This is a genomic window from Sporofaciens musculi, assembly GCF_009830285.1.
GTDB classification, from domain to species: Bacteria; Bacillota; Clostridia; order Lachnospirales; family Lachnospiraceae; genus Sporofaciens; species Sporofaciens musculi.
The window spans coordinates 2,118,895-2,141,587 of the sequence record NZ_WUQX01000001.1 but is presented as its reverse complement, the minus strand read 5'-3'; the positions used below and the strand labels follow the sequence as shown (position 1 = coordinate 2,141,587).

Here is a 22,693-nt window from a genome sequence, read left to right as displayed (position 1 = left end):
CCCTCCTACTTTTCATTTCCTGTCGGGAAAACTTTTCCGCTGCACGCGCCATTACCGCAGGATGCACAGCCTTCTCCACAGCCTGCTGCTTCTACCACCTTCTTGCCCTTACGAGCCGCATTATTCCTTACCTTATTCTGTAATGCAACCAGGAATGCAAGCACCAGGAATGCTCCCGGAGGAAGGATGAAGATGGTAACTGGCACATAGCCTCCTTTTCCTGCCGCAGCATCTGCAAGAGGAAGAAGCTGCTGTCCAAAGATCGCGCCCGTACCAATCACCTCACGGACAATACCGATGGCAGTTAGGCCCACGGTAAATCCCAGACCCATACCGATACCATCGAAGATGGACGGCATAACTGGATTCTTAGACGCATAACTCTCAGCACGGCCAAGGATGATACAGTTTACAACAATCAGCGGAATGTAAAGTCCCAAGGACGCATAGAGGCTGGGAACAAAGCCTTCTAAAAGGAACTGTACAATCGTTACAAATGAAGCCACCACTACGATGAACGCCGGCATTCTGACGGAATCCGGAATAATCTTACGCAGCATGGAAATCAGCATATTAGACAGTACAAGTACGACCGTCGTAGACAGGCCCATACCTACACCGTTAATGGCGGACGTGGTTACCGCCAGGGTCGGACACATACCCAACATCAGGACGAAGGTAGGGTTTTCTTTGACCAGACCGTTATAGATTCTTTCGGTACAATTATTCATCTTTCTACCTCCTATTGAAATGCAGCCTGATAATATCCAAGAGCCGCATTGACTGCGCCTGTCACAGACCTGGACGTGATGGTTGCGCCGCTTAACGCGTCGATCGGCTCTCCGTCCCCGCCGTCCTTGGATACCACAAACTTCTCTGTCTGTTTTCCTTCATACTGTCCATAGAATGAGCTTTCTGTGGCCTTCATTCCAAGACCCGCCGTCTCGTTGATGGACAGGATTGATACTCCGTTCACTGTGCCGTCGCTGGTAATGCCCACAGTTACCTGGATGCTTCCACCAAAGCCATTCTTATCCGTAGCCGTAACAACATAGCCCAAATCACCTACGGTACAAGCCTCATCCACGGTTCCGTTTACACCCATATCGGCAAGGGCCTGGTCTGCCGCAGCCTGGTCAATCTCTATCTGCTCAAAATCGTTGATGTCCGCCTCTGGAAATACCTTCTGCCACGCCTCTTTCTTGGCAGTCTCCTGAGCCTGGGCAATAGGAGCCTTGGTGACCTCGTACACCAATCCGAGTCCCAGCCCTGCAACCAATGTAATCGCTGTCAGAATCAATGTATTCTTTAATATTTTATTCATTATTTCTCTCCTCCTTTACCAAATGGTTTTGGAAGAGTAACCCTTTCGATTAACGGCACTAAAAGGTTACTGATAATAATCGCATAAGATACACCCTCCGCAGAACCGCCAAAGAGACGGAATAAACCTGTCAGAATACCAAGAAGGGCGCCATACACAAGCTGTCCCTTCTTCGTGATGGGTGAAGTTACGTAATCGGTCGCCATGAACCATGCGCCAAGCATCAAACCGCCTCCGCAAAGATGCGCGGTAATATACTGTGGATCAAAGAAGCCCACGTCGGGATTCGCAAAATGTCCGAAAATACCGATAAATACCACAAAGGTCGCGATATAAGTCCCTGGAATCCGAAGATCAATGATTCCCATAAGAATCAGGAATATAGCGCCGACCACAATGGCAATTACGGACGTCTCACCAATGGTTCCTGGAATCCGTCCAATCAGCATGCTCATGCTGTCTACCATCTCGCCGCTCTTTAACTGAGCAAGCGGGGTAGGACCCGTCACGCCGTCATAGATGAAGGTGGTCATCTGGCTGGTAAATGAAATCAGCAGGAAGCACCTTGCGCCAAGAGCCGGATTCATGAAGTTCTGACCCAGACCTCCAAAAAGCTGCTTCACGATCAGGATTGCGAAGATGCCCCCCAGTACGCCCATCCACCAGGGTGCGGACGCCGGCATGTTAAGGCCAAGCAGCAATCCGGTAACCACCGCACTGTAATCGTTAATCGTGATCTTCTTGTGCATTAATTTCTCATATATGTATTCCGTCAGGACCGCGGACGCTGTGGTACAGATCAGCATCACGAGGGCTGACACTCCAAAGTTCCATACACCGAAAGCAGAAGCCGGCAGCAGCGCAATCGTCACATAGAGCATAATATTGCTTGAAGTAACTTTGGAACGAATGTGTGGTGAAGATGACATTTTCAACTTGTTCTCACTCACGTTTGTTCACCTCTTCCTCTTCTATTAAATTCTTTATTTCTTCTTGCGGTTTGCCAGCGCAATCTTTCTCATCGAGCCAATAGCCTGCTTTAAGGGCCGCTTCGCCGGACATACAAAGCTACAGGAGCCACATTCCATACACTCTAAGCCTTCATGCTTCGTGAATGCCTCCTCGTTATGATGCTCTGCGTAATCCGCAAGCCTTGACGGAATCAGACGGCTGGGACAGGCATCCACACATCGTCCGCAGTTGATACACGCCGTCGGCTCAAACTTTGCTACCTCATCCTTTGTAAGACAGAGGATTGATGAGGACGTCTTCGTTATCGGAACCTCCAATGAAAACATGGAAAAGCCCATCATCGGACCGCCGGAAATTACTTTCTCAGGCTCGCTCTTATAGCCCCCTGCAGCCTCAATCAGCTCTGCCTGGTTCAGACCAAAAGGAACCTTAAAATTCCCAGGCGCGTTCACAGCGTCGCCGCTTACGGTTGTCACACGGCTCATAGACGGCTTTCCTTCTGCCACAGCCTCATAGATACTGATCATCGTCGCCACGTTATCCACCACGCATCCCGCATCCGCAGGAAGCATTGCGGAGTTAATGGCCCTCCCCGTGGTCGCGTAGATTAACTGACGCTCACCGCCCTGAGGATACTTGGTCTTAAGAGCAAGGACTTCCATTCGGGGCTCATCCTTGGTCAGTTCTTTTAATTTCTCGATACAATCCGGCTTATTATCCTCCACTCCAAAGATACCCTTTGCATTGTCAAAGAGCTTGAGGATAATCTTCATGCCGCCTACCAGCTTCTCCGGTATCTCCAGCATACACCTGTAATCCGCCGTAATGTATGGTTCACATTCCGCACAGTTTGCTATAATATAGTCAATCTTATCCGGCTCCTTCGGTGAAAGCTTCACCCTTGTGGGGAAACCGGCGCCTCCCATACCAACCACTCCGGCAGCGCCAATCGTGTTCAGTATCTCCTCTTTTGTCATCTCCTCCAAAGGCTTTACAGCCGGATACTCCACTTCTTCATACTCGCCGTCGTTCTCAATCACGATGCTGTTCACAGTGCCTCCTGTGGGGTTCAAGTGGGGTGCGATTGCTTTCACCTTCCCTGAAACCGATGCATAGATCGGCGCCGACACAAACCCTCCGGCTTCCGCGATCATCTGACCTTTTAAGACACGGTCTCCAACTGCTACTACCGGATTGGCAGGAGCGCCTATGTGTTGAGAAACCGGATACACCAGATCCCCTTTGGGTTTTACTTCGACAATCGCCTTATCCTTCGCCAGGCTCTTGCCGTCATCCGGGTGGATTCCACCCTTAAACGTTAACAATGCCATCCCTTTATCCTTCCTTCCTATTTTCTCTTTATCTACTATACAACAAAATCCCCTAATTATCTAGTAGATTCCAGTATTTCCTTGTATATTTCCCCGAACATCTTGTCGAAATTTTAACGGAACCTTGCTATCTGTCTTGCGTAAAACAGGGTAGAAATCCCGATGGATCTCTACCCTTAATCTTATACACAATTCAGTTTTTTATTACTGCCCATCATCAGAAGAATCTTCGGAAGAATTCTCCAGAACCTTCATGCTAAGGCTGATCTTCTTCTCCGCAACATTCAGATCTACAATCTTCGCCGTAATCTCCTGACCTACGGAAAGCACGTCTGACGGCTTATCCACATGCGCCCTTGCAATCTGGGAAACATGGAGCAGCGCATCAACTCCTGGTGCAAGCTCAATAAATGCACCAAAATCTGTCATCCTGGCTACTTTTCCATCAATCACCGTACCTACAGCAAAATTCTCCCCTGCATTCGCCCACGGATTGCTCTCTGGGAACTTCAGGCTCAAGGCAATCTTAGTGTCATGAATCTCTTTAATCATAACCTCCAGCTTCTCGCCAACCTTGAATACCTTCTTCGGATTCTCAACACGTCCCCAGGACATCTCTGAGATATGAAGAAGCCCGTCAACTCCTCCAAGATCCACAAACGCGCCAAAATCCGTTACATTCTTAACAGTTCCTTCCATCCGGTCGCCTGCCTGAATCCTTGCAAAAAGCTCTCTCTGCTTCTCCGCACGCTCTGCAACAAGAAGCTGTCTTCTGTCACCGATCACACGGTTCCTTCTTGGATTGAACTCACTAATCACAAACTCAATCTCCTGACCCTGATACTTTGTAAGATCCTTCTCGTAAGTATCGGAAACCAGGCTGGCAGGGATGAACACCCTTGCTTCTTCCACTACGACACTCAATCCGCCTCCGAGAATCTGTGCAACAGGAGCCTTCAATACTTCATGATTCTCATATGCTTCTCTTAATCTTTCATTGCCCTTCTCGGCAGCAAGCCTCTTATACGTCAATAACACCTGACCTTCGCCATCATTAACCTTCAAGACCTTTGCAGTCATGGCATCCCCCACTGACACCATTGTAGTCAGATCTGCATTCGCCTCGTTCGTATACTCGCTTCTTGTGATGATACCGTCTGCCTTGTAACCTATATTCAAGATGATTTCATCGGGCTTCACATCGATGACAGTACCATCCACAACCTCTCCATTTCTTATTGTCTTGAAAGACTCTTCCAACATTTGTTCAAAAGTTAATTCTGACATAATTTTGAACCTCCTCAATTATAATATTGGGCGTGGATGCCCCTGCTGTAATACCTACTGTTTCCACGGACCTTAATTGATTCATATCCAAATCGTCAAGTGTCTGTATATAGTACGTATTCAAACATTCATTCTTACATATTTCAAATAACTTCTGAGTATTAGAGCTACGCTTATCCCCTATTACTACCATAGCATCTACTCTCCCTGCAATCCGGCGCGCCTCTTCCTGGCGTTCTTTCGTCGCATTGCAAATCGTATTTAAAACAATTATATCATAACCCTTTTTATCAATAATTTCAACTAATTCTTTGAATTTATTGTAATTAAATGTCGTCTGGGCCACAATGCACACTTTCTGACCCTCTTTCTCAGCCTGAAAATGCTCTGCCTCCTCTGCTGACTGGATGACACTCACCTGGTCTTTCGCCCATCCTCGAATCCCCTCCACCTCTGGATGGACGCTGTTTCCAATGATAACAATATGGGAGCCTTTTTCGCTTTCCTCGGCCACGATTCTGTGAATCTTTTTCACAAAGGGGCAGGTGGCGTCAACGCAGGTAATGTTCCTTTTCTTTAGCAAGTCATAAATATGTCGAGGTACTCCATGGGAACGGATAATTACCACCCCGTCCTCTATCTTTAAAAGTTCTTCCTCAGAATGGAGTACCGAGACCCCCTGCTTCTTAAGGTCCTTTATGACCTCCTCGTTGTGGATGATGGGACCGTAAGTATAAATTCGGCGGCTCTTATGGCATCTAACCTGCTCATAGACCGTCTCCACCGCGCGTTTTACGCCGAAGCAGAAGCCGGCTGTTTTCGCTAATTCAATATGCATGGTTTTCTCCTTCAACCTGTTTTTATCTGCACAGCTTAGCAATGGTCTCTACTACTTCCTCGATTGACATGTCCGAGCTGTCCACCAAGACAGCGTCCTTGGCTTGCTTAAGGGGCGCTGTCGCCCGATTCATGTCTCGTTCATCCCTCTCCTTAATATCCTTTGCAATCTCGTCAAAGTCGCAGCTCTCTCCTTTTGCAGTCAGCTCATCATAGCGGCGTTTTGCACGGGTCTTGACGCTTGCAGTCAGATAAACCTTTACATCTGCGTCAGGAAGCACGCAGGTTCCAATGTCTCTCCCGTCCATGATTACATCCTGGGTTCTGGCAAGTTCCCTTTGAAGGTCTAAAAGTTTTTCACGGACCGCCGGAATCACGGAGCACTTTGATGTCATCCGGCCCACGGCCTCATCCCTGAGCCTTCCGGTAATATTCGTACCGTTTAAATAGACTTGCTGCACACCATTTTCATAGCAAATCCTTACGTTCGCATCCTTGCAGGCTTCAATCACCTTTTCTGTCTCCTCTGCCTTTATCCCTCTGTCAAGGAAATGAATGGCAAGACCACGGTACATGGCTCCTGTATCAACATAAATATACCCTTTTTTTTCTGCCACCAGCTTGGCGATGGTACTCTTCCCCGCACCAGCCGGTCCGTCTACTGCTACATTGTATCCCATCTTCTTTTTCTCCTGTTCCGACATATTGTCTGTTTGAATATCTTTACTTAAGCTTAATTACTGACCGGATGCCCCGCCAGTCTGGGGGATGCTGCTTCCCGCCGCATATCCCGTTGACCACGCAATCTGCAGGTTAAATCCTCCCGTAAGCGCGTCCAAATCCAGCACCTCCCCTGCAAAGTACAGCCCCTTCACATACTTGGACTCCATGGTCCTTGGCTCTACCTCCTTCGTCTTAACGCCTCCCCTGGTAATGATGGCCTCATTAAAATCCCGAAGCCCCGAAAGGGTCATCGTCAGATGCTTGATCAGACGTACGAATCTCATCCGTTCATCCTTTGATATGACATTAACCTTTTTCTCTGGAGCAATTCCGCTTAATTCTACCATAACCGGAAGCAATTTGGAAGGGAACAATTTTCCAAGTGCATTCTTAAACTGCCGGTTACAGTTCTCCTCAAAGTCCCTTCGCACCCTCTGGTCCAACTGCTCCTCACTTAGAGCAGGCTTTAAATCAATCTCAAGCCTTAATTCCTCATCTTTAAGCTTCTGTCCCACATAGCTGCTGGCGCTGATCATCAATGGGCCGCTGACTCCATAATGGGTAAACAGCATCTCCCCGAACTCCTGGAACAGCCGTTTCTTTCCCTGATAAATGGATGCTGATACATTTCTAAGAGAAAGGCCCATCAGACTGCCGGCCCAGCTCTCCCTTACCTCCATCGGCACAAGGGCCGGCATACACGGAGTAATCGTATGCCCACATTCTCTGGCAAAACGATATCCGTCCCCTGTAGAGCCGGTGGTCGGATAAGAAAGGCCGCCTGTCGCCACAATACAGGCATCCCCTCCAAGCTTTTCCCCACATGCCAGCTCTGCCTCTACGAATCTTCCGTCTCTGACACAGAGCCCTACAACCTCCGTATGGAGTCTGACCTGAACATGAAGCCGCTTCATCTCCTTTTCCATGGCTCGAAGCACGTCCGAGGAATGGTCGGATACAGGAAATACTCTCTCTCCCCGTTCTATCTTCGTAGGCACCCCAAGGCCTTCAAAAAATTGAATCACATCCTGGTTTGTATATCCATAGAAGCTGCTGTACAGAAACCTTGGATTGCTGATTACAGAGGAAAACAAGGTCTCCATATCGCATGCGTTGGTAATATTGCATCTCCCTTTTCCTGTGATAAAGAGTTTTTTCCCCAATTTCTCATTCTTTTCAAGAAGGCAGACCCTGTGTTTGTTCCTTGCCGCCGCAATGGCGGCAAACATACCTGCTGCGCCGCCGCCTATCACCAAAACCTCACTCATATCTTACTCCTCCCCAACGCCTGACATCTCCATTTTCTCCCCCACCAGATTCAGCTCATCCTTATTGTATACCTGGTACTCGTCCCAAATCTCCTCTAACGTCTCAAGGGTGGTAATCACTTCCTTCTGCTTCTTCATACACAAGGCTACCACCAGCGCGTTTACCACGCTTAAGGGCGCAACCAGTGAGTCCACGATGGAAGCCATATCGCTTCTTGCAATCAGATTACAAGAGGAGTAAAGCGTCATGGGCGAATGGACGCTGTCTGTCAGGGTGATTACCTTGGCTTTCCGATTGCTGGCGTATTCCAGGGCTTTTAGGGTACGCATGGAATACCTTGGAAAACTGATGCCGATAATGGCATCCTCCTCATTGATTCTGAGCATTTGCTCAAAAATCTCGCTGGGACTGCTGGTATTTACCGCAACCACTCCGTCACATACCAAATTCAGATAAAAACAGAGGAAGCTGGCAAGGGGAGCACAGCTTCTGATTCCCACCACATAAATCTTTCTTGCGTTAAGTATGGTATCCACAGCCATCTCAAAGGTCTCTCTGTCGATGGCTTCCATGGTCAGCTTAATTTTTTCAATATCTGAATGTAACACGGTTGCCAGAATCTCCCCCTGGCTGATTCTGCCGTAGGTCACCTCCATGCGCTGGATGGAATTCAGCTTTGTCCGCACCATTTCCCCAAGGGCTTTCTGGAAAGCCGGATACCCGTCATAGCCAAGGGCCATGGCAAACCGTACCACAGTGGATTCACTAACGCCCACCTCTTCTCCCATCTTAGCCGCTGTCAGAAAAGCCGCTTTGTCATAATCCTTCCTAATAAAGTCAGCAAGCTTTCTCTGGCCTTTACTGAACTTCGGATATCCGTCCTCGATCTTATTCAACAACTCATTCTTGCTTCGCATAGCATTAAGGCCTCTTTCCTACATCTATTACACCGTTACTATTATATAGCCTGTCTCCCAAACATTCAAGAGAGTTTTCCGGCAACAGAATTTTATGTTGACGAGCTTTTTCCGATCTACAATGCAATTTCCCAAAATCCGGACAAAACAGCCCAGGAGGTCTATGAATTAGTATTTGAAAAGGGACCGCAATAGCAGTCCCTTTCCCCATCTCTCTATATCCTAATTTAAACCGGATAACTTCCATTCTTCGTATCCGCCATGGTCTGGTCAATCTTCGTCTGCTGCGCCTCCCTGTACTTAAAGAAGTCCGTAGCGACCTGCGGGAACAGTGCATAAGAGAGCACATCCTCATCCTGCTGACTCCACTGAGCGCACTCTTTTCGCAGAGTATCAAGCTCATCAGGAATCAAGTCCGCAGGACGGCAGGTGATAACCTCCGGATTCTCACCCAGAACCTTCTTCTTCACTTCCTCGTCAAATGGCTTAACGGTTGCGCCGTACTTGCCGCTTAAGATATCCTTCGTCTCCTTAGTGGCCATCTTATAACGCTCGCCCATCAGTACATTGAACACTGCCTGAGTACCAACAATCTGTGAGGACGGTGTAACAAGAGGCGGCTCTCCTAAGTCTTTACGCACTCTCGGAACCTCCTCCAGAACGTCGTAATACTTGTCCTCTGCATTCTGCTCCTTAAGCTGAGAGGTCAGGTTGGAAAGCATACCGCCCGGAACCTGGTAAAGCAGCGTCTTGATATTGACGCCCATGTTCTTCGGATTCAAAAGCCCACTCTCAAGAGCAGCGTCCCGAATCGGACGGAAATGGTCTGCAATCTCTGAGAGAAGTCCCTGGTCAAAGCCTGTGTCATAAGGCGTACCCTTAAACGTCTCAACCATAACCTCTGTGGCAGGCTGTGAAGTACCAAGGGCAAAGGGCGACATGGCTGTATCAATGACATCCACCCCTGCTTCTACTGCCTTTAAATAGGTCATGGAAGCAACGCCGGAGGTATAGTGGGTGTGAAGCTGAATCGGAAGGCTGGTTGCCTCCTTAAGCGCCTCAATCATCTCCGTCGCCTTATAGGGAACTAAAAGCCCCGCCATATCCTTAAGACAGATGGAGGTTGCGCCCATATCCTCAATCTTCTTAGCAATGTCAACCCAGTAATCCAATGTATAAGCATCACCCAGCGTATAGGACAACGCCACCTGTGCGTCCGCCTTCTCCTTTACTGCCGCCGTAACCGCTGTCTGCAGGTTACGAAGGTCATTGAGACAGTCAAAGATACGAATCACATCGATTCCGTTTGCCACAGACTTCTGAACAAAATACTCTACCACGTCATCCGCATAGGGACGGTATCCCAGAATATTCTGTCCACGGAATAACATTTGAAGCTTGGTGTTCTTGAACCCGTCGCGGAACTTGCGGAGTCTCTCCCATGGATCCTCCTTTAAGAAACGAAGCGACGCGTCAAAGGTGGCGCCGCCCCAACACTCTACGGAGTGGTACCCCACCTTGTCCATCTTCTCGACAATGGGAAGCATCTGTTCCGTCGTCATACGTGTGGCAATCAGAGACTGGTGCGCGTCACGCAGAATGGTTTCTGTTATTTTAATTGGTTTTTTTCTCTGCCATTTTCTATCCTCCATATTTTAATAGATGTTCTAATTACCTTACATCACTCCAAAAAATCGCCATAAACGTTCCTGCCGCTACCGCTGTGCCGATAACTCCGGCTACATTAGGCCCCATGGCATGCATCAAAAGGAAGTTGGTCGGATCAGCCTCCGCCCCCACCTTCTGGGATACCCTTGCCGCCATCGGAACCGCAGATACGCCGGCAGAACCAATCAGAGGATTCACCTTGCCGCCTGTAGCGACACACATGATCTTCCCAAACAGGACGCCTGCCGCTGTACCGAACATGAATGCAGCCAGACCAAGAATGACGATCTTAATCGTATCTCCGTTCAGAAATGCCTCCGCACTGGTGGTGGCGCCTACGGAAGTACCAAGCAAAATAACTACGATATACATCAGGGCGTTGCTTGCCGTATCCGTCAACTGTCTTACCACACCGGACTCACGGAACAGGTTTCCAAGCATCAGCATACCAACCAGGGGAGCCGTGGTAGGGAGAATCACACAGACTACAATCGTAACGATAATCGGGAACAGGATTCTCTCAAGCTTGGTAACCGGTCTTAACTGCTCCATCTTAATCTTACGCTCCTTCTCCGTGGTCAGAAGCTTCATAATGGGCGGCTGGATAATCGGCACCAGAGACATATAGGAATATGCCGCTACTGCGATTGGGCCCATAATCGCCGTCTGTGACAGCTTACCTGCAAGGAAAATAGAAGTCGGTCCGTCCGCACCGCCAATGATTGAAATCGCTGCCGCCGCCTTGTCTGAGAACCCCATTGCCATGGCTCCCAAATATGCCGCAAAGATACCGAACTGCGCCGCCGCACCCAGAAGAAAACTCTTCGGGTTGGCAATCAGCGGCCCGAAGTCTGTCATTGCGCCTACTCCAAGGAATATCAGGGAAGGCAGAATCGACCACTCATCCAGCATATAGAAATAGTAGAGCAGACCGCCCGTCCCATTTGCCGCATCCTCTGCATGCAGCATGATATCCGGAAAAATATTCACCAGAAGCATACCGAACGCAATCGGCACAAGGAGAAGCGGTTCAAACCCATGCCTGATCGCTAAATACAGGAAAAAACATGCAACCACAATCATCGCCAGATTGCCCAGTGTAAGACTGAAAAATGCCGTCTGCTGCACGAGGTTTCCTAATGTCGTTGTTATATATTCCATCTTTTAACCTCCAGTCGTGTCAGATAATCAAAAAGATTATCCTAATTTAATGTGGCAAGAACAGCGCCTGATTCAATCGCATCTCCAACTGCCACATTGATGCTGGCCACAGTTCCATCCTCTGGCGCCACAACCGGAATCTCCATCTTCATTGCCTCAATGATTACTACGGCATCGCCCTTCTTCACACTCTGTCCCACGCTTGCCTCAAGCTTGAACACCTTTCCTGCCGCGCCTGCCTTCACTTCAACAGAGCCTGCGCCTGCCGCCGGCGCTGCTTTTGGAGCCGGAGCCGCTGCCTTTGGCGCCGCTGCCGCCCTTGGCGCTGCCGCCGCTGCCGGCGCTGTGCCTGCGCCGTTTTCTTCTACCGTAACATCATATACATTGCCATTTACTGTAATCGTATAATTTTTCATTTTAAAAAATCCTCCTTCTACGTCTTATGCTTTCCATTTATTTGCCGGACGGCGCCTGATGCTTCTCACAAAGAAACCGCCCGCACAAGCTTCATCCATGCCTGCTTCTTCCCTAGCCGCCGCAATCGCCGCCGCAATTACAGCAATCAACTCCGTATCGTCCGTCTCCTGCGTCTCAACCGTTTCCAAAACGCTTGAAGGCCCGCTCACAACTGGCGCGCTTGCCGGTTCTTCTTTCTTCTTAGAGCCAAACAACGCCGGAATGACCTTAAACTGGGAGATTAAAAAAGAGATAAATATCAATACCACGAACACGGTTCCCATTCCAAGGACAGTATTCATCCCTGCTTTTGCAAGAATCTCTCCCATGGAATACTTTGCGTCAACCGTCATTGACTCCATATAAGACTTATCGTCAAAGATAAAGCTAATCGTCGCTTCCCTGTCCGCAAACTTGGCGTTAGCAGAGAGCTTATATCCTTCGTTGGTAATCTCCGAAGTAAAATCACCGTGGCTTTTATACTCTCCACATTCCTCCTCAGCAGCTTCCCATGCATTCAGGGCGCCAAGGAAGCTCTCCGCCGTAATGGGAATCCCTGACTGCATCAACTGGAAATCCAGTTTCAGCTCTTTCATGTTTCGGAATTCTTTTCGCATGGCCTCGTCAGCATTGGTGCAATATTGAATCATGAACTCTGTGGTCTGCTCGATCGCCGATTCGTTATACTCAGTCTCATCATCCTTCTGAGCGCTTCCGCATGCGGTAAAGCAGAGCATGACAGCCACAGCACAGAGTAATAAGCTAATTTTTTTCCTCACTTTGCCTCACCTCTCTAAACCGACCCGTGTTTTTTCATTGGACGGTCTTCTCTCTTCGTGAATAACATCTCGAAGGCGCCGATCACATACTTCCTGGTCTCACTCGGCTCAATGATGGTATCCACATAGCCTCTTCTTGCAGCAGATAACGGGCTTGACTGCAGCTCTCTATATTCCGCAGTTTTCTCTTTTAACGTATCGGCGTCTGCTCCTGCATACATAATCTTAGCGGCAAGGTTCGCCTCCATCATTCCAATCTCAGCCGCCGGCCATGCATACACCATGTCAGCTCCAATGGACTTGCTGTTCATGGTGACATAAGCGCTTCCAAAAGCCTTGCCAATCACTACATTCACCTTGGGCACCGTTGCGTTGGCAAATGCATAGGTAAGCTTAGCCGCCTCCCTTGCAAGGTTCTTCTCCTCATACTCACATGCCGCGAAACCTGTCACATTGGTAAGGGTCAGCACCGGAATGTTAAAAGCGTCACAGAAGTTTACGAATTCTGCCGCCTTCTTTGCACCGTCAGCAGATAAAGAACCGTCAAACTGAGCCGTAACCTCAGACTCCTCATTATATACCTTGGTACGGTTGGCAACCGCGCCAACAGTCATGCCGTTCAAACGAATGAAGCCTGTCACCATATCCTTGGCATAATCACGCTTCGTCTCGAAAAATACATTGTCATCCGCAATCATGGAAAGGGCAATGGACGTATCCTCCGCAGCATTCTCGATCCCGTCTAAGAGACGGTTTAAGCTGTCCTGGCAGTCCTCGTAAGAGCCGTTCTCCTCATTGTTGCCCGGAATCATGCACACCAGGGCACGGATATTGGCAAGAATCTCCTCCTGGGTCCCTACAGCGTCCACAAGACCTGCTTCCTCGCTCTGGTACTTCGCACATGAAGTGTCAAGCTTGGAAATATTGTTGCCTGGAAGGGCATTGGGAGAATTTACGAACAGCTTTGCCTTTTCAGCCTCCATAAACGTAAAATCTGTCAGTGCAGGAACAACGGATAAGCCGCCGCCGCATGTCCCAAAAATTGCCGTAATCTGCGGGATTACCCCAGAAGCCATAGTCTGTTTCAAATAAAGATTTCCAAACGCATGCAGCGCGTCCGTCGCCTCCTGAAGCCTAAGTCCCGCACAGTCCACCAGACCGATTACAGGCGCTCCCATCTTCATTGCCATATCATAGATGTTCGCAATCTTCCTGGCATGCATCTCGCCTACTGCACCGTTCAATACGGACACGTCCTGGCTGTACACATACACCAAATTCCCATCAATTACTCCATAACCGGTGATCACGCCATCGGCAGGAGTCTCTTTTTCCTGCATGTTGAAATCCGTGTTCCTGGCAGTAACCGCCCCGCCGATCTCAACAAAGCTTCCTGCATCAAGTAAGTCAGTTACCCTAACACTTGCTGCACTCTCTGTTGCCATGTTGCCCATAGTCAAGCCCTCCATTTTCTTTCATATTAAAATAGGTCTTACTCGTAACAGTAAAAAAGCAAAACCAAATTTTTGCCAATTATATTATATCCCTTTTGTTGCTTTCCTGCAATACTTTTTTTGACTGTAGAAATGCAGGGCAGAATCTATAAAATACTTCCATTTATTTCTATAAAAAATGTAAAATTACTTAAAAATTTCTTAAATTGCCAGTTGTACTTTGGTCTGTTTTATGATATATTTACTGTAGATTTTCACAAGAATACATATATCTATATGTACATATTTTGTGGAATAAACTATATTAATTGGAGGGTGAATTTTATGGAAACAGCAAAAAAACGCAGACCATTTGGCTTTTACGTGTGTTCAATGGGGTTTACATTTGAGCGTCTCGCATTCTACACGGTAAAATACCTGTTAGCCATTTGGATTGCAACTGATGTTGCAGCCGGCGGACTTGGTCTTAGCGACAGCGAAGGTGTAGCTCTTTCTGCAAACTTTGTTGCAATGACCTACATCACACCTATGATTGGTGGTTACATCGCTGACTACTGGTTAAGTCCAAAGCTTTGCGTAGCAGTAGGCATGATTCTTATGGGAATAGGATACCTGTGTACATGGCAGGCTCATTCATTAGGTCTGGTCTGGGCAATGATTATTTTGGTATCTATTGGTACCGGTTTGTTTAAGGGTAACTTATCCGGTGTAAACGGCCTTTTGTTCCACGACAAAGAAGAACTTGACGCCGCCTTCTCAATCCAGTATTCCTTTGTTAATATTGGATCATTCGTTGGAACCACCTTTATTGCAATCCTTGCAACAACAGGTCTCTTTGGTATTAAATGCAGCTTTAATACTGTATTCCTGATTTGTGCGATTTTCTTGTTCATTGACGCCGCATGGTTTATCCTGAACGGCAAATCTCTGGGTGAAGCCGGCAAGAAGCCGTTCAAGCACGACCAGAGAGAATTTGTATCTGCCGAGAAGAAAGCAAAGGCAGAAGCTGCGCCTCTTACATCCGGCGACAAGAAGAAGATTGCGGTTATCGTTCTGATTACCATCTTCTCCGTAGTATTCTGGGCATTGTGGTATATGACTTATATGCCTGCATATTACCGTTTCGGATATGGCGACGGTTCAGACTTCATGAACAAGGCAAACTGGTATATCGGAAGCTTCCAGATACCTACGTCATGGTTTGATTCCATCAATGCCCTTACCTGTATTATCCTTGGACCGGTTCTTGCCGGTGTGTGGGCAAAATTAGCGAACAGGCCTCAGGGCGATATGAGCATGTATCAGAAGACAGGGCTTGGTATGATCCTTCTCGGTATCTCCTACGTAGTAATGGTAGTTGCCGACATGGTTGCAGGGGACGGACAGTGTTCTATTATCTTCCTTCTGTTGGTATGTGTCCTGATGTCTGTAGGTGAGATGGTCTTCTCTCCACTTGGGAATTCATTTATTTCCAAGCTGGCGCCGGCGAAGGTTCTGGGACTGCTGTTAGGCTTCTGGCCAATCGCGGTATTCTTCTCTAACAAGATTTATCCGCCGGTATACGACTACTTGAAGACAGTGAATTTCGCAGTTGGATACGGCGCTCTTGCAGCAATCGTTATTGTATTCGGCGTAGTTCTATGGGCGATCAGCGGTAAACTTGAAAAGATGGAGACCGAGGAATAGACATATGAAAAGGTCATTGAGTTAAAAGTAAAATACAAGATATGGCAGAATCCAAACGCCATATCTTGTATTTTTTAATGCAGCACTATTTTCCTCAATCGGCATCTGTCTGCCCTTCCATCTGCTCCATCATTCTTAATATCTCTCGATAAAATTGTGCCGAATCCCCATCCCTCTTTTCCAGAACAGCGGCAATTACTCCGTCGTCAATAAAAAATATCTTGCTGCTTCTGCAGGCAATCTTCGGATCATGGGTTACCAGGATGATATTCTTTTTCATACCCTGATTAATCTCGTCAAATGTCTCCATCAGACGGCGGCTGGATTTGGCATCCAGATTTCCGGTAGGCTCATCTGCCATAATTACGTCTGGATCATTAATTAATGCGCGGCAGATTGCAATCCTCTGCTTCTCCCCTCCAGACAACTCCTTCGGCGCTTTATCCAGCAGCTTTTCCACTCCGAACCGCTTGGCCAGACCCTGCATCTTCTCTTTCATCTCCGAAGCCAAAGCTTTGTCAAGAATCATTGGCACCATAATATTCTCTCCCACGGACAGGCTGTCCATAAGATAGAAATCCTGGAATACAAAGCCAATCTCCCGTCTGCGGATGTCTGCAAGCTCATCTTTCCAAAGGTCGGAGGCATCCCTTCCCTTAAAGTAAAACTTACCGTCAGTGATTGCTTCCATCATTCCGAATATCTTAAGGAGAGTGGTTTTACCTCCCCCAGAGCTCCCCATAATACATACGTATTCCCCTTCATTTACGGTAATATCCAAGCCCTTCAACACTTCTATCCTTGCTTCTGGATTCTTTGTATCATTATTTCTATAATAATTTTTTACCAGTTTTTCCGTTCTTATGATTTCTGTCACAATTTCTTCCCCTTCCTGAAAACATACTTAATAATCTTACCCAGAAGCACTCTTTTGAGCACCTGATAAACTGCTGCCTGTATCAGCCAGTAGAGCAGCCAGACAGGCAAGGCATAGCACAGATACTTCATGATTTCTTCACCCGTATACATTCTGACTTTAAAAGTAAGGGCCGAAAAGATTACAGCCGAGCCGCCCCCTGCTATAAACGGCAAGGCAAAAAACGGCAGCATTTCCCTGCGCAGCGTCTTTTTTAATGTATTCTCATGCATCCCCATGCAGTCCAGAAAACGGTAACGTTCTACGATTTCATCCATCTCAAAGCAAAATTTAATGAAGATCAGATAGATTCCGCATATGCCGGTCATCACCGTCATAAACAGCCAGATTACCTGTTTTAGATACCGCTCTGTCTCCATATCCTGTATGCTCGACTTTCTGCCATAAAAGCTTATAGTTTCCTCCTCAACTGCCTTTTCTGTCAACAGGTCGCCGACTTTGTCATAGGCTTCCCCCGTATTCAGCAGATACATCCTCTCTCCCTGAAAAAGCTCTTGAAAATACTCGTCTGAAAATACAATGAGATTCTGCCACATTCCATTACTGCATACGCCGGTTAGGATATCCCGTTCTTCTTTTTGTACCTTCTTTGCCTGATAAGCCTCAAACCCATTAAGCTCTAAATCTGGATTTAAGGTCTGGAGATGGATTCCCTCCTCTGGTCTTAACCAATCCAGAATATGGGCCTTGACAGAAGTATCCTCCTGATAGACCACAGCAATCTCCTCTCCGGTCAGGCCCAGAGCTTCTGGTTTCTCCCCGTACTTTTTTTCCTTAAGCTCTATATAAACGGATTCCGGTATTCCAATCTGTACCGGCAGCACCGGCAGTACCTCCCGACCGTTGCTTACCGCCGTATATCGAAGGGTCAGTATCCCTTTTATGGTTTCTAAGACTGAAACCTTATTGGGCTTGGAGGTAAATGTGGTTACCATGGGATAATCATACATCTCCCCCTCATTTTCTCTGCCAAGCTCTGTGAAAAATTCCTCCTCCCCCATAACCGAGGTACAAACATAGTCATAAGGATACTGTTCTTCTCCCGACGGCGCTGCGGCAATACCAATATAAATCGAGGAAAACGTATACATAACAAAAAATGCAATCAAGGTCAATAAATAAACCTTCTTAAGATTCTCCCGAAACCTGGTAAGAAATGTAAGATTGCCAAACACTTGTCCATAATAACGATTCTCATCCGCCTTCAGACGCTTCATCTGGGCCGACAGAATACACAGAATCAGCCAATACACTCCAATCAGATACCACCCTTGGAGTCCCACATCCTCTCCGCCGCTTCTCTTAGACAGTCCCAACAGCGCCACGCAGATAAGTACTGCGCCTAATCCTCCTCTGATCCACCCTGATAATCCAGGTATCCGATTCTTTTTAGGCTCCAGAAGCCCTGCCGCTGACCATCGCATATGCTCGTAGACATGTCCGTTTACCGCGGCAGCCACAAGAGCTGCTACCAAAAAGATGGTAAGCATTAGAAGATACGTGGAGGGGGGCATCCACTGAAAGGTGAAGTCAAACCTTTTTTGCAGCATGGAAATCAAAAACCTGAACAATAGACTTCCAAGCCCAATCCCCAGAACAACGGAACACATAAGGCAGCCGACGTACTCCATCATCATAATCGAAGTCAGCGACTTACTGCGGATTCCCAGAAGCACAAGCGCCTTTTCCTCCTGCATCTTGTTGCGGATATAGTAAGAAAAGGAAAATCCCATGAGCACAGCATTCAACAGAAGGCCGATCCAGACGGCGCTCAGCATAATCGCCTGAATCTCGCCTCCAATCACCGCCTCCTTTGTATGGACTCCCTGAAATGCGCGCCAGAGTGCGAATACCAGATACAAAAATATCATCAAAAATGTTCCGCTCAGTATAAGCATCACATAATTGCGAATGTGGTATTTTACATTTTTCAGGATCATCTTATAGTAATAGATACTGTATCTGCCCGGAAAGTACAGCCTTCTCTTTCGCTCATCTTTCTCAAGCCGGTCACGCTCTGCACGAATCCTTGCCTCACGCAGTATCTCATCTCTCTGCTCTGCATACTGTGATATTACGAATTCAGCCAAACAGAGAATGGGGAGCACATATGTCCATCCCATGGGCACCATGGGAAAAAGAATGATTGCCGTAACTGTATACAAGAATTCACACCACTGAACCAGCCTCCAGAAAAGCCTTACATTTTTTTTGGCAAGGCCTCCGATTATGTAAATCACCGCAAACGCAGACCCAAGCAATGGTACAAAAAAAGGTAGTAGGAGGCTACCCAAGACGGGTCTCCATTAGTAATGTCCACAATTCCGCCCGCCTCATTTACCATCCTGATGTATGCGGGCAGACAGTAACTCTTACCGCCATAGGTAACCCAGGGAAGCCATATGGCGGTAAAGAGAAAGGTATAGACAAGGATGGAAATTATTTTATATATTTTGCCTAATCTTTTCATTATTTCCTCACTTTCTATTTCATTCAAATTTCTCCATTAAGCTTCCCTTTAAAACATATATCATATCCCTTCGTAGTATGAACTTACTTTAAATAGGCCTTGTATACTCCTTAAGCCACTCTCGTTCTTCCTCTGTCAAACGGGGACCAATCTTCTCATAGACCTGCTCATGATAATGGTTCAGCCACTCCCGCTCATCTCGGCTCATCTCCTCTGGGTCAATTCCGTCCAAGTCAATGGGGGCAAACGTAATGGTCTCGAAATACATAAACTGCCCGTACTTATTCTTCACGCCTTTTTTCACCACGAACTCATTCTCAATGCGAATTCCAAACTGCCCGTCCTCATAGATTCCCGGCTCGTCGGTAATGACCATGCCCTCCTCTAACTGATGGTGTTCGTTCTTGCTTGGAACCACATACCAGCGGAAACCTGTGGGCGGCTCATGAACATTGGCAAGATATCCCACGCCATGGCCTGTACCGCACTGATAATCCAAATCCAAATCCCAGATTGGCCCCCTGGCCAGCACATCCAAATTATAACCATAGCAGCCATAAAGGAAACGAGCCCTGGACAGGCGCATCATAGCCCTTACCACAGCCGTAAAATACCGCTTCATCTGCGCGTCCACAGAGCCAAGGACAAAGGTTCTGGTGATATCGGTAGAGCCTTCATAATAACCGCCTCCTGTATCATTTAAGAAGAACGCGCCAGAAGACAGGGGTACATCCGTCTCCTCACATGGAGAATAGTGCATCATGGCCCCATGATCTGCAAAGGCGCACAAAGGCTCGAAGCTGTCCCTGATATACCCCTCCTGGGCGGCGCGAAACTCCGTAAGCCTTGCGGCAGAGCTAAGCTCTGTAATCGTCTCCTTGTCATAGCGGGTCTTAATCCAGTGCATGAACTTGGTAACAGCCACCCCGTCCTTAATATGTGCCTTGCGGATATTCTCAAGCTCTACCTCATTCTTCATGGCTTTCATGAGAATAGTGGGGTTAGCAGCTTCTACAATCTTACAGGGAATATTTTTATAGAGGGCATAATTCATTTTCATTGGATCAATCAGCACAGTCCCTGAAGCATCCATTTTCTTTACATCCTCATATATGTCATTATAAGGATGAACCGTCACGTGGTTTTTATTAAGCTCATCGAGAATCCTGTCATCCAGCTTAGAAGCATCCACATATAACTCCACCCTGTCCTGCTTTACAATGGCATAGGAAAGAAGGAGGGGGAAGAAATCAATATCATCTCCTCTCACATTCAAAAGCCAGCAAACATCATCCAGTGACGCAATAATATGGGAATCGGCCCCATACTCCTCCATAGCCTTACGCACGCGCATAAGCTTTGACGAAGTACTCTCACCTGAATATTTCTCCTCCAGGAAAAATGCCGGTTTGTCAGAAAGAGGCGGGCGGTCCTCCCAGATGTCGTCAACCAAGTCAATGGAATAGTGAATACGAATCTTCTTCTTACTAAGCACCTCCTCGTATTCCTGCCCCTCTCCCATAGACAGCACGCGCCCGTCAAACGCAACCGTCCCGCCCTTAGGCACACGGTCGCACAGATATTCCGTAATCGACGGCGTATCGCCTACAAACATCTTCATCAAACGAAGCCCGCTGTCCTTAAGCTCATTCTCCGCCTGGAAGAAATATCTTCCGTCTGTCCAGAGTCCCCCATCGTCTTTGGTTACGACTACCGTTCCATAAGAGCCGCTAAAGCCGGAAATATACTTTCTTGCCTTAAAATGCTCTCCTACATATTCACTCTGGTGAAAGTCGGCAGTCGGCACAACATATGCGTCAATCCCTTTTTCTTTCATGAGTGACCGGAGAGCAAAAATCCTTTCTGCTACGTTCATAAACGAAACCTCCTACATAAAAAATAATATATGGATACTGTAACATAAAACAGGCTAAAGCACAATTTTTATATTGAATCCCAATAAAAATTATGCTATGCTTTGTCGGAAACTTTCGGATATTATTAAAGAAGAGGTAAGATGATGGCAGCACACATCAAAAACATGACGGAAGGGAAGCCCGCTTCCCTGATTTTCACATTTGCCCTCCCCTTAATGGTAGGCAATGTATTTCAACAACTGTATACTGTGGTGGACACTATGGTGGTAGGAAAGGCTCTTGGCGTGGGCGCCCTTGCCGCCTTAGGCGCCGCCGACTGGCTGAACTGGATGATGCTTGGAATTATCCAGGGCTTTACCCAGGGCTTTGGAATCCTGATGGCACAGGAGTTCGGCGCAGGCCGATATGATAACCTGCGTAAATCTGTCGGCCATTCCGCCGTTCTGTCCCTTTTATCCGCCCTGGTGCTTCTCATAGCTGGACAACTGCTGGCCCATCCGGTTTTAAATCTCCTTAAGACACCGCCAAAGATTCTTCCCGACACTTTGCTGTACCTGCGCATCATGTATCTTGGCATCCCGATTGTAATGGCGTACAATCTGTTGGCATCCATCCTTCGTTCCCTTGGGGACGGCAAGACGCCTTTACATGCCATGATTGTCGCCGCAATCACCAATATCGCCCTTGACCTTCTGTTCGTCCTGGTCTTTGGGTTCGGGATTGCCGGAGCCGCCGTCGCAACCTTGATTGCACAGTTGATTTCCAGTCTGTTCTGCCTGTACCACATCCGCAAGCTTGAGCTTTTAAGGCTGGCGGCTTCTGATTTTTGCATAACAGACAGACGGCTTCCCTTACGCCTTCTGATGCTTGGATTTCCCATGGCCTTTCAGAATGCTATCATATCCGTTGGGGGCATGATCGTACAATTCGTGGTAAATGGGTTCGGCGTCATCTTTATTGCCGGATTTACTGCCACCAACAAGCTGTACGGCGTGCTGGAGGTGGCCGCCACCTCCTACGGCTATTCCATGGTTACATACGCCGGACAAAATCTCGGCGCGGGAAGGACGGACCGCATCCGCAAAGGAGTGAAGTCCGCCGTACTCATTGCCCTTTTAACTTCTCTGGTCATTGCCCTTTTGATGCTGTTTGCCGGAAAGATGATTCTTGGGTGGTTCATCTCCGGCACCCAGGAGGAATTCATACAGACACTTAACATCGCATATTATTATCTGGCCGTCATGAGCGTATGTCTGCCCATTCTGTATATCCTTCACATCACACGTTCTGCAATACAGGGAATGGGCAACACAGTTCTTCCACTGGTCTCCGGCGTCGCGGAATTCGTTATGCGTGCCATGACCGCCATCCTCCTCCCTATGCTCATTGGGGAAAAGGGGATTTTCTATGCGGAGATTATGGCTTGGACGGGGGCAACCATTATACTGGTCATCAGTTACTTTATAGTCATACGGAAAACTGAAAGGATGCTTCAGGGAACCAATGGATAGTAGTATATAGATTTGATAAGCTTACACAACAGGG

At 47.6% G+C, this 22,693-nt stretch carries 20 protein-coding genes; 2 read left to right on the top strand and 18 right to left on the bottom strand.

The window, feature by feature from the left end; translation table 11 throughout:
* Positions 1–5: 5 nt before the first annotated feature.
* From rsxE to GN277_RS10600, 14 genes are all read right to left on the bottom strand, one after another.
* Positions 6–731, bottom strand: a complete 726-nt coding sequence (gene rsxE / locus GN277_RS10665) for an electron transport complex subunit RsxE (protein WP_159751014.1) — start codon at positions 729–731, stop codon at positions 6–8.
* An 11-nt stretch (positions 732–742) separates the two neighbouring features.
* The gene (locus GN277_RS10660; RefSeq protein ID WP_159751013.1) at positions 743–1,324 is read right to left on the bottom strand and encodes an RnfABCDGE type electron transport complex subunit G; all 582 of its coding nucleotides are present in this window, start codon (positions 1,322–1,324) and stop codon (positions 743–745) included.
* Complete coding sequence (locus GN277_RS10655; RefSeq protein ID WP_159756640.1) at positions 1,324–2,253, bottom strand: RnfABCDGE type electron transport complex subunit D; 930 nt, start codon at positions 2,251–2,253, stop codon at positions 1,324–1,326. The genes GN277_RS10660 and GN277_RS10655 overlap by 1 nt, the downstream gene beginning before the upstream one ends.
* Before the next feature lie 54 nt (positions 2,254–2,307).
* The gene (rsxC, locus tag GN277_RS10650) at positions 2,308–3,627 is read right to left on the bottom strand and encodes an electron transport complex subunit RsxC (RefSeq protein WP_159751012.1); all 1,320 of its coding nucleotides are present in this window, start codon (positions 3,625–3,627) and stop codon (positions 2,308–2,310) included.
* A 204-nt stretch (positions 3,628–3,831) separates the two neighbouring features.
* Complete coding sequence (rpsA, locus tag GN277_RS10645) at positions 3,832–4,914, bottom strand: 30S ribosomal protein S1 (protein ID WP_159751011.1); 1,083 nt, start codon at positions 4,912–4,914, stop codon at positions 3,832–3,834.
* Positions 4,895–5,752, bottom strand: coding sequence for a 4-hydroxy-3-methylbut-2-enyl diphosphate reductase (gene ispH / locus GN277_RS10640; protein ID WP_159751010.1), 858 nt, complete (start codon positions 5,750–5,752; stop codon positions 4,895–4,897). The genes rpsA and ispH overlap by 20 nt, the downstream gene beginning before the upstream one ends.
* Positions 5,753–5,774: 22 nt before the next feature.
* Complete coding sequence (cmk, locus tag GN277_RS10635) at positions 5,775–6,431, bottom strand: (d)CMP kinase (RefSeq protein ID WP_159751009.1); 657 nt, start codon at positions 6,429–6,431, stop codon at positions 5,775–5,777.
* A 57-nt stretch (positions 6,432–6,488) separates the two neighbouring features.
* Positions 6,489–7,742: a BaiN/RdsA family NAD(P)/FAD-dependent oxidoreductase gene (locus GN277_RS10630; protein ID WP_159751008.1), complete on the bottom strand. Its 1,254-nt coding sequence runs from the start codon at positions 7,740–7,742 to the stop codon at positions 6,489–6,491.
* Between the two features lie 3 nt (positions 7,743–7,745).
* Entirely contained in the window at positions 7,746–8,660 is a 915-nt protein-coding gene (locus tag GN277_RS10625) for a MurR/RpiR family transcriptional regulator (RefSeq protein WP_159751007.1), read from the bottom strand.
* 227 nt (positions 8,661–8,887) lie between these two features.
* The gene (locus tag GN277_RS10620) at positions 8,888–10,312 is read right to left on the bottom strand and encodes an oxaloacetate decarboxylase subunit alpha (RefSeq protein ID WP_159751006.1); all 1,425 of its coding nucleotides are present in this window, start codon (positions 10,310–10,312) and stop codon (positions 8,888–8,890) included.
* Positions 10,313–10,331: 19 nt separating this feature from the next.
* Positions 10,332–11,489 carry a sodium ion-translocating decarboxylase subunit beta gene (locus tag GN277_RS10615; RefSeq protein ID WP_159751005.1) on the bottom strand — a complete coding sequence of 386 codons (1,158 nt, stop codon included), beginning with the start codon at positions 11,487–11,489 and terminating at the stop codon, positions 10,332–10,334.
* A 41-nt stretch (positions 11,490–11,530) separates the two neighbouring features.
* Positions 11,531–11,905 (bottom strand): biotin/lipoyl-containing protein, encoded by a 375-nt coding sequence (locus tag GN277_RS10610; protein ID WP_159751004.1) that lies wholly within the window; start codon positions 11,903–11,905, stop codon positions 11,531–11,533.
* 24 nt (positions 11,906–11,929) lie between these two features.
* Positions 11,930–12,724, bottom strand: coding sequence for an OadG family transporter subunit (locus GN277_RS10605; RefSeq protein ID WP_244324672.1), 795 nt, complete (start codon positions 12,722–12,724; stop codon positions 11,930–11,932).
* Positions 12,725–12,738: 14 nt separating this feature from the next.
* Positions 12,739–14,178 carry an acyl-CoA carboxylase subunit beta gene (locus GN277_RS10600; RefSeq protein WP_159751003.1) on the bottom strand — a complete coding sequence of 480 codons (1,440 nt, stop codon included), beginning with the start codon at positions 14,176–14,178 and terminating at the stop codon, positions 12,739–12,741.
* Positions 14,179–14,502: 324 nt separating this feature from the next.
* Here GN277_RS10600 and GN277_RS10595 point away from each other — a divergent pair, with 324 nt between their 5' ends.
* A complete protein-coding gene (locus GN277_RS10595; protein ID WP_159751002.1) occupies positions 14,503–15,864 on the top strand; it encodes a peptide MFS transporter in 1,362 nt (453 codons plus the stop codon).
* A gap of 94 nt (positions 15,865–15,958) precedes the next feature.
* On the opposite strand, the gene GN277_RS10590 is transcribed toward GN277_RS10595, so the two are convergent.
* The 4 genes from GN277_RS10590 to GN277_RS10575 form a co-directional block, all read right to left on the bottom strand.
* Entirely contained in the window at positions 15,959–16,741 is a 783-nt protein-coding gene (locus tag GN277_RS10590; protein WP_244324671.1) for an ABC transporter ATP-binding protein, read from the bottom strand.
* A complete protein-coding gene (locus GN277_RS10585; RefSeq protein ID WP_159751001.1) occupies positions 16,738–18,891 on the bottom strand; it encodes an FtsX-like permease family protein in 2,154 nt (717 codons plus the stop codon). The genes GN277_RS10590 and GN277_RS10585 overlap by 4 nt, the downstream gene beginning before the upstream one ends.
* Positions 18,892–19,037: 146 nt before the next feature.
* Positions 19,038–19,271: a hypothetical protein gene (locus GN277_RS10580; protein WP_159751000.1), complete on the bottom strand. Its 234-nt coding sequence runs from the start codon at positions 19,269–19,271 to the stop codon at positions 19,038–19,040.
* A gap of 88 nt (positions 19,272–19,359) precedes the next feature.
* The gene (locus GN277_RS10575) at positions 19,360–21,147 is read right to left on the bottom strand and encodes an aminopeptidase P family protein (RefSeq protein ID WP_159750999.1); all 1,788 of its coding nucleotides are present in this window, start codon (positions 21,145–21,147) and stop codon (positions 19,360–19,362) included.
* A gap of 144 nt (positions 21,148–21,291) precedes the next feature.
* On the opposite strand from GN277_RS10575, the gene GN277_RS10570 reads away from it, so the two are divergent.
* The gene (locus GN277_RS10570; protein WP_159756631.1) at positions 21,292–22,659 is read left to right on the top strand and encodes an MATE family efflux transporter; all 1,368 of its coding nucleotides are present in this window, start codon (positions 21,292–21,294) and stop codon (positions 22,657–22,659) included.
* Positions 22,660–22,693: the final 34 nt, after the last annotated feature.

Coding starts and splice junctions, on each gene's coding strand:
- rsxC (WP_159751012.1), bottom strand. CDS start 3,627: ATGGCATTGTTAACGTTTAAGGGTGGAATCCACCCGGATGACGGCAAG.
- GN277_RS10600 (WP_159751003.1), bottom strand. CDS start 14,178: ATGGGCAACATGGCAACAGAGAGTGCAGCAAGTGTTAGGGTAACTGAC.
- GN277_RS10620 (WP_159751006.1), bottom strand. CDS start 10,312: ATGGAGGATAGAAAATGGCAGAGAAAAAAACCAATTAAAATAACAGAA.
- GN277_RS10655 (WP_159756640.1), bottom strand. CDS start 2,253: ATGTCATCTTCACCACACATTCGTTCCAAAGTTACTTCAAGCAATATT.
- cmk (WP_159751009.1), bottom strand. CDS start 6,431: ATGGGATACAATGTAGCAGTAGACGGACCGGCTGGTGCGGGGAAGAGT.
- GN277_RS10610 (WP_159751004.1), bottom strand. CDS start 11,905: ATGAAAAATTATACGATTACAGTAAATGGCAATGTATATGATGTTACG.
- rsxE (WP_159751014.1), bottom strand. CDS start 731: ATGAATAATTGTACCGAAAGAATCTATAACGGTCTGGTCAAAGAAAAC.
- GN277_RS10595 (WP_159751002.1), top strand. CDS start 14,503: ATGGAAACAGCAAAAAAACGCAGACCATTTGGCTTTTACGTGTGTTCA.
- GN277_RS10615 (WP_159751005.1), bottom strand. CDS start 11,489: ATGGAATATATAACAACGACATTAGGAAACCTCGTGCAGCAGACGGCA.
- GN277_RS10575 (WP_159750999.1), bottom strand. CDS start 21,147: ATGAACGTAGCAGAAAGGATTTTTGCTCTCCGGTCACTCATGAAAGAA.
- GN277_RS10660 (WP_159751013.1), bottom strand. CDS start 1,324: ATGAATAAAATATTAAAGAATACATTGATTCTGACAGCGATTACATTG.
- rpsA (WP_159751011.1), bottom strand. CDS start 4,914: ATGTCAGAATTAACTTTTGAACAAATGTTGGAAGAGTCTTTCAAGACA.
- GN277_RS10630 (WP_159751008.1), bottom strand. CDS start 7,742: ATGAGTGAGGTTTTGGTGATAGGCGGCGGCGCAGCAGGTATGTTTGCC.
- GN277_RS10580 (WP_159751000.1), bottom strand. CDS start 19,271: ATGAAAAGATTAGGCAAAATATATAAAATAATTTCCATCCTTGTCTAT.
- ispH (WP_159751010.1), bottom strand. CDS start 5,752: ATGCATATTGAATTAGCGAAAACAGCCGGCTTCTGCTTCGGCGTAAAA.
- GN277_RS10625 (WP_159751007.1), bottom strand. CDS start 8,660: ATGCGAAGCAAGAATGAGTTGTTGAATAAGATCGAGGACGGATATCCG.
- GN277_RS10570 (WP_159756631.1), top strand. CDS start 21,292: ATGGCAGCACACATCAAAAACATGACGGAAGGGAAGCCCGCTTCCCTG.